Here is a 12,355-nt window from a genome sequence, read left to right on the forward strand (position 1 = left end):
CTATTCGTTTTCGCCATCCATATATTTACTGATTAATAAAACTCCAATAATACTGAGTATTACAATTATTACAGCAATTGCACTTCCATATCCGTAGTCTCTGCTCGTAAAAGCTTTTTTATACATATATGTTGCAAGTATTTCAGATCTGTGATTCGGACCTCCCTTAGTCATATTCATAGGTGCCGCAAAACCTCTAAGCGCACCTACCAGACTCAATATACATGAAAGCATAATTACATTTGCTATAGCAGGTATTCTGATTTTTACCAGAATCTGCAACTCTGTAGCTCCGTCTATTCTTGCCGCCTCCAATATATCAGGTGATACTGAAACCAACGCAGAATAAAAAATAATCATATAAATACCTATATATTGCCAGCCTTCCACAGAAGCAACCGCCCATAAAACAGTTTTATAATCACTTAAAAATGCAATAGGCTCCATACCAAGCATTTTTCTGAAGATATTGAATAAACCCAAAGGCTCATAAGAATAAAATCCTGTAAACAATTGTGATATTGCAATAACCGTAATAACAGAAGGTATGTAATATGCAGTTTGTATAAAGCCTCTTCCTTTTTTAAGATATGTAAGTAAAACTGCAATGCTAAAACCGAAGCCAAGCTGCAGCACCATTACAATAACTATATATATTATGTTGTTTCCAAATGCTTGTCTGAATACGCTGTCTCCAAAAAGTTTTATGTAGTTATTAAAACCAACAAAAGACTTCTTTCCTATACCGTTCCAATCTAAACAGCTATAATAAATTGAAACGAGTATAGGAACCATAACTATAACAGAATAGACAATAAAAGCAGGTAGCAAAAATACAGCAATCGCTTTCTTATCTCTCAAAATTTTCATAAAATTCTATTTATTTGCCTCCAAGGCCTCATCCACCGCCTTTATAAAGTCATCCGTTGTTTCTTCACCCATACAAAGTCCCGGTAGATTATCATTAATTGTTGCTATTACATCTTCATTCAATACTACATCCCAAGGCCTTGCTGCAGTTGAACCTATATTATTTGTATCTTCCATTACCTTTAAAAATAACGGATCAAAGCTGCTGTTGTCACTCATATCCACCTTTTGCGGTGCCAAATGCTCATGTGCAAAATATGCAGGGCTGTAGTTTTTAACTATAAATGTCAGGTAATCTTTGTACTGATCATCAAAAGTCTTAGGATTAACTGCTAAACCTATGCCACCAAATGCCCAGTAGTCATTTTCATTTGTTTTTCCGTCCTTTATTGTGGGCATATAAAAATAATCGACATTCAATCCTTCCGGTCTATTCTTATCTGTAAAATAATTCAACTCCCAAGTACCTGTCGGATACATTGCACTCTTTCCACTAAGAAATAAATTTAATCCTGTAGCTACATCGGTTGTTGAAAATCCCGGCTGGAAATACTGTCCTATTTCAGACATAAAAGTTGCAGCCTTAACGCCCGGTTCATCAGACATCTTAGCTTCTCCTAAAGATAATTTATTTAAATACTCATTACCTGTCATTCTGAACGGATATGTTGCAAGAAGTCGAAGCAATGGCCATCCGTCTCCTCCACCGATTCCAAATGCAGTATACCCTTTTTCTTTTAAAACCTTGCAATCTTCTAGAAGCTCATCCAATGTCTTTGGTGCTTCGATTCCGGCATCTTTAAACATATCAACATTATACCAGATCATTTCTGTTGAAAGCTCTAAAGGTAATGTATACAATTTACCGTCAGAAGTCCTTCCATAGTTTAATGCCAATGGAATATAGCTGTCTTTTTCACCTATTTCATCAAGAAATGCGTCCATATCTGTGAGCATTCCCTGTTCTCCAAGTTCTGTAGCATACGGTGTCGCATCAAGGTCAAACATATCAGGCATCTGTCCACCTGCAATCATTGTTCTAAGTTTTTGATCATACGATGTCCTGTCTGCATTACTGTCAATTACAAGCTTTATATTTCCACCCTGCTCATTATATTTTTTTGTTATCTCCTGCAATGTTACCATTGTATCATCCGATGCGGATCTTGAAGAAAAATAATGAATCTCTCTTACGTTACTGTCTTTGTTTTCAGCCTCTGTAGAATTTGTGTTTGTTTGTGCTTTATTTCCGCAACCCATTAATACCATTCCGGCTATAAGGCATATAGTTCCTATCTTCTTGTACATAATAATCTCCTTTTAAACTTCATACAAATGAATATCAGAAACCCTGATACTTCCGTCTTTTACAAAAAATCCCCAATTTGTTCTTTTCATGTTATAGGCTCTCATTGTCAGAGCGGTAGTATTATTCACATAAAGACATATTATACTTCCGTCTGCCACAACCCTTATATGTACTTTATTATCCTTTAAACTTTTATAATCAAAAGGTCTTTCAAGTTCAATCATAAAGGGCTTGTCCCCGTCAACATACCACTGATTTACGCCGCTTATACGTCTTGGCCACATATCTGCCACAATTCTGTTATAAAAAGGCTCAAATCTAAGGTAATAGCCGTTTGCCAGGGCTGAATCCTGTCTCAAACCTATTCCGAAAGATCTAACTCCTTCACTGAATTCTATTACCGCTTCTATCATACATGTTTCTTTCATTCCGTTGATTACATATGACTTCTCCCCCTCAAAATTTTCTATTTCAACTTTATTTATTTTTTTATTTACGGCTTCCTTATTAAACATATTGATCAATCCGTCAGCAGGTTTTACAGTAAGCTTATTATCAGTTGTTTGGTCAATCTCATGTGCAATAAAATTTCCGCCCCATTCATACTGTCCGAAATCACTTTCACCACGCTTAGTAGGAACCCAAGCAAACGCCATTCTTTTATCACCGACCTGTGCTGTTTTTGCAGCATAAAACGCTCTTCCGTCAAAGGTATCTTCTATAGGAGAGGTCCACGGTCCGCTCAGCTTATCAGACATCCTATAATGAGTTACAAATTTTTCTGAAAAAGTTGAATACACAAGATACCATTTGTTTCCAAGTTTAAACAAATCCGGACATTCATGTGTCATATAAGATTCAGGATTATAAAACGGCTCTTTTGCCTCCCAGTGAATTAAATCATAAGATCTGCATAATCCTACACATCCTCCGTTCTTTTCACTTGCTCCCCGCAATCTTGCAGCCAAAAGCATATCAAAACATTTCTCATCTTCATTATAAAAAACAAACGGATCACGCCAATCAAAAGGCTCGTAAATACTTTCATCTGCACCGAATGTAAGCTCAGGCAGTTTTTCCCAATTTATCAGATCTGTACTTATTGCATGTGCAACATATTGTAAAGGTTTTCCGTCCCTGTGATACTTGGGATTATAATTATTCTGTGCGGTATAAAACATATGAAATTTGCCGTCATTACCTTCTATTACAGACCCTGTATAACAGGCATAGTCCGCATCGTCATACTCCCCGACAGGTAATACAACCTTACAATCTTTTATATTAACCCCGTCCTCCGTTATCAACAGATTCCAGCTTGTACGATATCCATACTCATCCTGTGTATTTCCTTTTCTTTCATCATGAAGATAATAAATATAAAATTTACCATCATGCGCAAATGGAATAGTATCTCCAACCCAACCGTCTTTCGGTTTATAAAAAATATTTTTCATATATAACCTCTTATCTGATATAACTATTTTTTTGAATGCTTTTAAAATCTTGTTTTTATACTAAACTATTTTATATAAATATCCTATTCGCAAATGCTCCAAAGTTTTTATAAATGATTATGCAAGTGTATGTTTTCTTGCATTTTTCATGCAAATATGCTATTGTTTTCATGGTTTTTCAAGATATACTCTTGTCTTTTCATAATCATTTTCATAAAGGAGGTCTTATATGGTTACTATTAATGATGTTGCAAATGCAGCCGGTGTATCTATTTCAACGGTTTCAAGAGTTATAAACCAAAGTAATACTGTATCTGTTTCTACAAAAAACAAAGTTATGGAAGTGATAAGAGAACTTGGTTATTCACCCGGTCCGACATTAAAAAGAGAAAATCGTAAATCAAATAAATTAATCGGTGTTCTTTTTCCCGATATATCTAACAATGTCTTCGGCAGAATATTACAGGGCATCAACAGTGTGGTAACACCTCTTGGATATAATACTGTTATATGTGAAACAAATGGTGAACTCGATAAAGAAATACACTTTTTGGATGTCTTAAAAAATAAGCAAGTTGAAGGTATTATTATGGCAAACGTTCATATACCGCAAGAACATATGATGTGGATACATAGAAACAATAAGCCTGTTATATATGTATGTCAGGATATTCCTGATTTTGAGCTGAAAATCCCTGTCAGTTCTGTAAATATGGATAATCAACAGGCCATCTGTGATATGGTGCATTTTCTTTATAATATGGGGCATAGGAATATAGCATTTATTGGAGGCCCACTTCATGATTTATCAGCCGGAAAGAAAAGATATGAAGGCTATATGAAAGGAATCAGGGAATGTTCATTAAATACTTCCCAAGACCTTATAAGTCTACAGGATTCTTTTACTATAGAAGACGGCTATGCCGGAATGAATCAAATATATGAAAAAGCGTCTATCCTTCCAACAGCAGTTCTTTGTGCCTGTGACAATATCGCTGTAGGAGCGATAGATTTTATGTATGATAATAATATACAAGTACCGGGGCATATTTCAGTAACAGGTGTGGATGACAGTAATCTTGCAACTGCTATCAGGCCATCGCTTACTACAATACGTCATGCTACTTTTGATACGGGAGTAAAATCTGCACAGCTTTTACTTGAATATTTCTCATCAAGCACTTTTAAAGGAAGCGCATTTAAAATGCCATATCAGCTTTTACGCAGACAGAGTGTAAAACATCTATAATATAAATAGGACTCCCCTTTTGGGAAGTCCTTATCTTTATTTCAATCCGTCGATTGACTCTATTCTTTTTTTATCTCCGATATCCTCAAATCTTATCAAAAGTTGTCCGTCATCATCTGCAAATTTAGCATAGATATTATTGTTTTCCCAATGATAATCTGTACCGTTCCATGCAAGGAAGCCTTCTACCAAAATTTTATGGTCCAGCTCATACTGGCTTATAGCACTCATTATAGTTCTGATAAATAACTTTGTATCCACAGGTGCAAAGAATTTTTCAGGTAAATCGTAAAGTGCCACAAATGCAATACCGCCCGAATGTTTACATGGATAATATCCGTAGTTCTTTTCACTTATGCCACATGAAATCATTGAAAGTATATATCCGGTTACTTTCTCTGTCAAAGGAAGATTTGGATTTGTTAAGGCTGCAAAACCTACCTTTTCTCCAAATTCTCTTGCTTCTCCAACAAGTTCAAGTAAGCTCTCATCAAATCCGTTTATATTCTCCCAGCCCCATAGCCAGTCATTTGATTCGATTGCTTCACTTCCTATGTATTGTATCGGATACGTGCTCTTTCCGATTTTGATTTTCTTTGTATGAAAATCCACATTCCAAGCCTGTCCTTTGGCTACATACATCTCAATAGCCTCCTGTACACGAAGCATACCTCCAAATACTGCCGATACTACCTCTGTCCAGTCTGTACGATTCATTTCATAATCTGTTTTTAATATATTAACTCTCTCTGCCATAATACTTCTTTCCTGTTTTTGATACTATAATTCAACCAAAAATGAGCAAAAAATGCAAGCATTATTTTAAGACTCTGTACTCGTTCATTACTTTTCCGTCTTCAAAAATAACAGGCTTTGCAGTAAGTCCTTCAGCTTCATTGTCATAGTATCCCATCAGATAATCATTTACATCCTGTAAACTGTCAAACTCTTCTACCTGATACGGTAACTCAAATGCCAGCTTCTCAATAAAGAGATATTTATCACCGTCTTCTACCAAAATACCTGTATGCCCTATGAACTCCTGTACCTTATTCATACCGTCGTCCATGGTCATAAATACTGAAATCATATGCATCTTATCATTGTTAAACGAAATCTGCTTCTCTTCCCATGATTTTATTATTTCATCTGACAAAACATTTGTATCATGTGTATTTGTTACATCAATATATGAAAATAATGTATCAAATTTCTTCTTATCTTCACCTTCAAAAATATTTTTATCTTTTATAGAATCAAAATCGTTGAAAAGCATTGTTGTATCACCCGGTGTAGGATTTCCGACTTTTATAAAATCTCCCATCAAAGAATATGATGTGATTCTGCAATTTCTGCCTACATATCCTCCCTTGGCAAGCCATGCATCTATAAGCTTATCCTGATCGAATGTTGGGAAAGCGGCATCTATGGTTGTCATACTCTGAACCAGATTCTTAGTGCCTACCGCATTATTATACTCATCTACCGCATCAAAAAAGTTCTTTATCTTTTCATCACTAAGACCGGCATTCTTTAGAGCATTTTTTACTCTGTTTCTGGTATCTTCATCTACAAGATTTGAATACTTTAATTTTATATCCGCCTTACTTACCGCTGTGCTTGGCTCATCTGCCACACTTTCAGTGTCTTCAACGGTTTCAACACTTGTCTCATTGTGTTCTATAGTCACCGTAGTGTCTTCATTTTTATCTGTTCCTTTACTTCCACATGCCGCCAAAACAATAGCTGCACCCATAACTGTCATTAAAAATTGCTTTTTCATATAAAAACCTGCTTTCTTTTTTAGTCGCTTTAGTATATCACTTTAATTATATTTATAATATATAAGTTTGCAGATTTCTTTTTTAATAATAAATGAAAAAATATTATAATCGTGTTCAAATATTTGAAAATTAATTTAATTACTAAACTATGTTGTTCCCCCTTTAATACGGTTTTAAAAAGTGATATAATTCTATTTTAATTTTATATAACAGTTCATACTAAAGAAGGAAGGCGTATTATGAAAATCGGTTTCGATAATCAGATGTATTTAAAAACACAATCTGAGCATATAAGAGAAAGAATAGCAAGTTTTGGTGATAAACTCTATCTTGAATTTGGCGGAAAGCTCTTTGATGATTACCATGCATCCAGAGTACTTCCGGGCTTTGAACCTGATTCAAAGCTTAGAATGCTTCTTCAACTAAAAGATCAGGCCGAAATAATTATTTCAATCTCTGCATCGGATATTGAAAAAAACAAGATTAGAGAAGATCATGGTATTACCTATGATGCCGATGTAATCAGACTTATAGATGAATTTCGAAGAAAAGGATTGTTTGTAGGCAGTGTATGTATTACACAGTATTCGGGACAAAAGAGTGCGGACAAATTTAAGGAAAGACTTGAAAATCTCGGTATAAAAGTATACAAGCTTTATTTGATTGACGGGTATCCAAGCAATGTGGCACATATCGTGAGTGAAGAAGGTTATGGAAAAAATGATTATATCGTCACATCAAGACCTCTTGTAATAGTTACCGCTCCGGGACCCGGATCCGGAAAGATGGCTACATGTCTTTCTCAGCTCTACCATGAGAATAAAAGGGGAATTAAAGCAGGTTATGCAAAGTTTGAGACATTTCCTATCTGGAATTTGCCGCTAAAGCACCCTGTAAACCTTGCATACGAGGCTGCTACAGCTGACTTAAACGATGTAAATATGATTGATCCTTTCCATTTGGAAGCATATGGAACAACAACTGTAAACTACAACAGAGATATAGAAATATATCCTGTTTTGATGGCAATTTTTGAGGGAATATTTGGAGAATGTCCATATAAATCTCCTACAGATATGGGAGTAAATATGGCCGGTAACTGTATTATTGACGATGAGGTATGCAGAGAGGCAAGTAAACAGGAAATCATAAGAAGATACTATAATTCACTTGCAAGATTTGTTAAAGGAGAATGCAAAGCTGATGAAATTTATAAACTTGAGCTTATAATGCAGCAAGCAAAAACAAGTGTTAATGACAGAAAAGCTGTTTCTGCAGCACTATTAAAAGCTGAAGCCACAAATACCCCTGCAGCAGCTATTGAACTTGAAACCGGTGAACTTATTACAGGTAAGACTTCCGAGCTTCTCGGTGCAAGTGCCGCACTTATTTTAAATGCATTAAAAGCTCTCAGCGGTGTGGATGATGAAATAAAGCTTATTTCACCTACAGTTATTGCACCTGTACAGGAATTAAAAACCACATATCTTGGTGGTAATAATCCGAGACTTCATACAGATGAAGCTCTTATAGCTCTCTCTATTTCAGCCGCTACCGATGAGAATGCAAGAAAAGCCTTAAATGCCCTCCCGAAACTTAAAGGTTTACAAATGCATTCTTCCGTAATGCTTTCAGAAGCAGATGTAAAGACTCTAAACAAACTTGGAATAGGACTTACCGCCGAGCCGAAATACGGTAAGAAAAAGAAGTTCTAAATTATAATCCATAAAAAATACCACCCGACTTACCGGGTGGTTATTTTTTAAATATCTAAATCTTCAAAATCATCATCTTCATCATCAGAATCGTTTTTAAGTTCTTCTACTACTTCAAAATCCTCTTCTTCTATAACTTCACCGTTTGATAGGTCTATTACATCAAAATCATCCGATTCATCTTCCGACTTTACAGGCTCTTCTTCCTTTTTCTTACTTAAAGGCATATATTCAAGAGTAGTTTCATCATTCATCTCTTCTTCAGGTATCAAATCCACTTTTGAAGTAATGTTACTCTTGTTCTTCTTCTTGGCAGGTTTTTGTGCCGTCTTTGCAGCCTTCTTTTTATTTGAAGCTCTTGACAAAAGTAAAATTATTATAAAAATAATCAATATAACCGCAAGTGCAATTAAATTTCTTACCCACTCATTACTCTTCTCATATTTCTTTTCAAGTGCATTATATTCTTCAGTCGATACACCTGTGTCTACATTTGGATCGGCAAAGTACCTTTGTATTGTATGCTCTTCCATATCATATCTGTAGAAGTCTTTTTTACCTTCCGAATTCATGGCATAAACAACACAATATCTCTTTTCATTGTCACTGCCCCAAATCCATCCACGAATCTTTTTACCGTTTATATTTATAATACTTTCAATAAATCCCTTAGGTACCTCTACACCTTTATCAATAGGCATTACGGTAATGCTCTTGGTATTTGTGGTAAGCTGTGTATATACAGCCCATGTATCCGCAGCATCATCATATATGTAGAAATCTCCTGAGCCGTCATTGCCTACAAGATAAAGGATATATACATCCTGACCCTTCATTTTTCCGGCCTTGACATCTCTACCTTTATATGTGAATGTAGACTCTTCAAAACCTTCAGGCAGGATATTTTTATCAAATGAATCCGATACCTGATAATCAATTCCGCCTAAGGTAAGCCCGTTATCTGTGGAAACCAGATCCAAAACATCTGCACTGCTCTCGCTCTCTTCGATAACTTCTTCTGCTGAAGTTTCTGAAGAAGACTCTGAGGCTTCCTCTTTTTTTACCGCACTTTTATTTACATTTATAATATAACTTTCTACAGCCGAACCGTCAGGTGATGTTACCTTTACATTAATAGCATTCACTCCGACCACAAGATTATCATTTCCTGTTATAACTACTTTTGCCCCATCCTGTCTTGCCTTTGCGTTGACTGCAATGTTGGATATATTTCCTGCTACATTCATGTCGTAATTTTTCACAGTACTGCTAAAATCAGGTGAAAGCTTACCCGGACTGACTTTCAAAGAAGAAAGCATTGCATCCTTTTTATCTACCGCAACTGTAGTTGCCGCTTCCTTATTCTTTTCAACAGTAGACTCTTCGGCAGTAGTCTGTTCTGCAGATTTTATCTTTATTCTTCCGCTGCCTTGAGACTGCATTGTAGCCATCTTTGAGTTTGTATCATATACTTCCCATGTACTTACAACGACTGTAGTTTCCCCGGCTGTCTTGGCTTTAAATTTCAGGGAATAGTTTTGATTGTTGCTGCTGCTTCCTGTATTGGATGTGACTTTTATACTACCTGCCCCACCCTGTGCATTTGTTCCTCCGACAAAATCCAAAATGCTGTCATCATAACTGAGCATTATATTTGCGCTGTCAATGTTTCCGTCTGTTGACGATAAACTCATTACCAAATTTACTTCATCACCCACTGCTGCATTGACATCTGCAAAGCTTATACTGATACCCATAGCAAAAGCATTAAAAGCTATTACAACTGAAAATATCAATGTAAGTATAAATGAAGGTATGACGATATTTACATTAGGCTTTTTTAAATATTTCATCTTGATCCTCTGACATTAATCCTACATAAAATGTAGATACAGTATTAATTTCCTCTCTTTATATTTATGCTGTACTTCTCTTTAGTTCCGTTTTGAGCTGTAACAATTATGTCAACCGTGGAGTTTGAATAGTTCAGTTCAATATCACCGATTCCTGATATAGTTGTACTTGCATCGGCTGCATTTGCTTTAATATTAACATTATTTACATTTGACGGCAATTCAACCGTATAAGAATAATTGTCACTACTAAAGCTTGGTGTAATATTATATCCGCTTATACTTAATGAAGATAACCTGTTATTCGGACTACCGTCTCCTGTCGGCATTACCTCAGGTAATTCAGGCATATCTCTATAAACAGGTATATGGAATGTGAAAACTCCCTTTTTATCCTCTTCCGAATATGCTCTCGAGAGCATAGCTCCCTCATTCTTTGCACCTTCAATATTTGTCATATATTGATGCTTATATTTGTTTTCACCAAGAACATTAAATTTCTTTAAATAGAATGTATTCTGTCCTGCTTTTGAATAAGTACTTCCATAGAACATGGCGCCACCTATTATTGCTTTAGCCTTTGTATTCCATGGACGAAGGTATGTATTTCCGCTTCCTGCCCATGCCAATCCTCTGCTTGTTGCACTCTGGTTTCCCGACTGATAAGCTTCTATATTGAAGAAATTATAAATACCTGTTGCTCCGCTTATAAGCCCTGATGTTCCTTTAACTCCCTGTTCCTGTATAAGCATTGCGGCTATAACATAGGGATTTACACCGGAACTCTTTGCGGCATCCATTATCATATCAACATATGTGGTTCCGTTTGAAAGTGCATTAGAATTTGTATTTTCTGTAGATGAACTTGAACCTGTTGATACATTTATATTATTTGAAGCACTTACACTCTCTTTAATTGTATCACTGTTTACAACTCCTGGTCCATTTGCTGTATCATTAAACTCTGTAGTAGGCTCAAAAACCGGTGCAGATGCAGGTTCTGTGTAGCCCGGACCGTTATCCTTATCCTCTACTGTAGGAAGTTCCTCTTTCGCTGTTGTTGAGGCAGTTCCACTTTCTACACCGGGACCTACAAGATTTGCATTTTCATTGGGATCTGCCACAGGACCGTTTGTATTGGCCGAATACACTTTGCCTTCACTACTTTGTACACTTTCCGGAGCCTTTACACTTGAGTAACTAACTGTACTGTTCTTATTCGTTCCGGAAGTCTTTGCTTGAGTTGTAGAATCTGCTGCTATTGTAGTTGTCGCAGTTGTAGCAGAAGTTGTAGGTGCCGCTGTTTCAGACGGTGCAGTACTCTTAATACTTGATTTACTCTCCATAAAAGTACCTTTAAGCATCTTCTCAACACCTTCCTCAGTCTGTTCACCTGTAGTATATCCATGATTTAAAAACTGAAATATATTGGTTGAATCCAAAAAGTTTCGTGGATCCATATAGTATCTTATAATACTTTCACTTGCTGCAACCCATTCATTCGAATCAAATCCCGGCCATGTGCCGTTACTCCAGTTATACGCACCTCTTGCAGTTGATTTCCAAGACGACTTTGCATTCTTTTTTACAAGATTAACTCCTACTATCGATTCATTTCTTATTACTTCATCCCATGAAATATCTACATTTTGTACAACAAATTTCCAGTTTGGATATTCAGCATGTAAAGCTCTTAGCCTGTTCTTATAACTCTCAGGAAAACCTGCTATCTCAGACTCAAAATTCTTATCTGTTGTATACTTTGCAGTACTTTCCGTCTTTATATAATTCTTTGCCACATAACCTTCTCTGTCACCTGAACCGGTATTAAAACTTATTTTATACCAATACATTCCGTCACTGTTGACTTCATCAAGTACTGTAACACTTGTATCTCTTTCCAGTGTGGCAACAGTATTATTTCCGGTACCGGCATTTGATCTTACATTAAGTGCACTTACATCTACTGTACCCTTCTTTGTAGTAAATGCATTGATATCTTTTATAAAAATATTTCTTCCGACACCTGTTACAAGTATCGTACCCATTGTTGTTACCAGAATAAATTTATTTAATAATGTTTTCTTCATTAAACCTTCCTATATCTGTTTTTTATAT

The 12,355-nt window shown here is 35.9% G+C and carries 9 protein-coding genes; 2 read left to right on the forward strand and 7 right to left on the reverse strand.

Annotated features, from left to right (window positions below; all coding sequences use genetic code 11):
• Genes HMPREF1140_RS08440 through HMPREF1140_RS08450 form a run of 3 tightly spaced genes read right to left on the reverse strand, consistent with a single transcriptional unit; the run spans position 1 to position 3,636 of the window.
• Positions 1–870, reverse strand: a complete 870-nt coding sequence (locus tag HMPREF1140_RS08440; RefSeq protein ID WP_009663465.1) for a carbohydrate ABC transporter permease — start codon at positions 868–870, stop codon at positions 1–3.
• A 6-nt stretch (positions 871–876) separates the two neighbouring features.
• Positions 877–2,178: an ABC transporter substrate-binding protein gene (locus HMPREF1140_RS08445; protein ID WP_009663495.1), complete on the reverse strand. Its 1,302-nt coding sequence runs from the start codon at positions 2,176–2,178 to the stop codon at positions 877–879.
• A gap of 12 nt (positions 2,179–2,190) precedes the next feature.
• On the reverse strand, positions 2,191–3,636 hold the full coding sequence (locus tag HMPREF1140_RS08450) for a glycoside hydrolase family 32 protein (RefSeq protein ID WP_009663491.1): 1,446 nt from the start codon (positions 3,634–3,636) through the stop codon (positions 2,191–2,193).
• 229 nt (positions 3,637–3,865) lie between these two features.
• On the opposite strand from HMPREF1140_RS08450, the gene HMPREF1140_RS08455 reads away from it, so the two are divergent.
• A complete protein-coding gene (locus tag HMPREF1140_RS08455; protein ID WP_009663485.1) occupies positions 3,866–4,885 on the forward strand; it encodes a LacI family DNA-binding transcriptional regulator in 1,020 nt (339 codons plus the stop codon).
• Positions 4,886–4,921: 36 nt separating this feature from the next.
• On the opposite strand, the gene HMPREF1140_RS08460 is transcribed toward HMPREF1140_RS08455, so the two are convergent.
• A complete protein-coding gene (locus HMPREF1140_RS08460) occupies positions 4,922–5,641 on the reverse strand; it encodes a DUF6882 domain-containing protein (protein ID WP_009663494.1) in 720 nt (239 codons plus the stop codon).
• 61 nt (positions 5,642–5,702) lie between these two features.
• Positions 5,703–6,668: a DUF4300 family protein gene (locus HMPREF1140_RS08465; RefSeq protein WP_009663498.1), complete on the reverse strand. Its 966-nt coding sequence runs from the start codon at positions 6,666–6,668 to the stop codon at positions 5,703–5,705.
• A gap of 240 nt (positions 6,669–6,908) precedes the next feature.
• On the opposite strand from HMPREF1140_RS08465, the gene HMPREF1140_RS08470 reads away from it, so the two are divergent.
• Positions 6,909–8,384: a DUF1846 domain-containing protein gene (locus HMPREF1140_RS08470; protein ID WP_009663504.1), complete on the forward strand. Its 1,476-nt coding sequence runs from the start codon at positions 6,909–6,911 to the stop codon at positions 8,382–8,384.
• Between the two features lie 47 nt (positions 8,385–8,431).
• Here HMPREF1140_RS08470 and HMPREF1140_RS08475 read toward each other — a convergent pair whose 3' ends face one another.
• Both HMPREF1140_RS08475 and HMPREF1140_RS08480 read right to left on the reverse strand, forming a co-directional pair.
• Positions 8,432–10,237: a cadherin-like beta sandwich domain-containing protein gene (locus tag HMPREF1140_RS08475; protein WP_009663429.1), complete on the reverse strand. Its 1,806-nt coding sequence runs from the start codon at positions 10,235–10,237 to the stop codon at positions 8,432–8,434.
• A 44-nt stretch (positions 10,238–10,281) separates the two neighbouring features.
• Positions 10,282–12,327: an SH3 domain-containing protein gene (locus tag HMPREF1140_RS08480; RefSeq protein WP_009663449.1), complete on the reverse strand. Its 2,046-nt coding sequence runs from the start codon at positions 12,325–12,327 to the stop codon at positions 10,282–10,284.
• Between the last annotated feature and the right edge of the window lie 28 nt (positions 12,328–12,355).

Origin of the sequence: Lachnoanaerobaculum sp. ICM7, from assembly GCF_000287675.1 — a bacterium.
GTDB lineage: Bacteria > Bacillota > Clostridia > Lachnospirales > Lachnospiraceae > Lachnoanaerobaculum.

Bases quoted from the DNA above. Each gene is read 5' to 3' on its own strand.
- HMPREF1140_RS08450 (WP_009663491.1), bottom strand. From the start codon at position 3,636: ATGAAAAATATTTTTTATAAACCGAAAGACGGTTGGGTTGGAGATACT.
- HMPREF1140_RS08465 (WP_009663498.1), bottom strand. From the start codon at position 6,668: ATGAAAAAGCAATTTTTAATGACAGTTATGGGTGCAGCTATTGTTTTG.
- HMPREF1140_RS08480 (WP_009663449.1), bottom strand. From the start codon at position 12,327: ATGAAGAAAACATTATTAAATAAATTTATTCTGGTAACAACAATGGGT.
- HMPREF1140_RS08455 (WP_009663485.1), top strand. From the start codon at position 3,866: ATGGTTACTATTAATGATGTTGCAAATGCAGCCGGTGTATCTATTTCA.
- HMPREF1140_RS08475 (WP_009663429.1), bottom strand. From the start codon at position 10,237: ATGAAATATTTAAAAAAGCCTAATGTAAATATCGTCATACCTTCATTT.
- HMPREF1140_RS08445 (WP_009663495.1), bottom strand. From the start codon at position 2,178: ATGTACAAGAAGATAGGAACTATATGCCTTATAGCCGGAATGGTATTA.
- HMPREF1140_RS08460 (WP_009663494.1), bottom strand. From the start codon at position 5,641: ATGGCAGAGAGAGTTAATATATTAAAAACAGATTATGAAATGAATCGT.
- HMPREF1140_RS08440 (WP_009663465.1), bottom strand. From the start codon at position 870: ATGAAAATTTTGAGAGATAAGAAAGCGATTGCTGTATTTTTGCTACCT.
- HMPREF1140_RS08470 (WP_009663504.1), top strand. From the start codon at position 6,909: ATGAAAATCGGTTTCGATAATCAGATGTATTTAAAAACACAATCTGAG.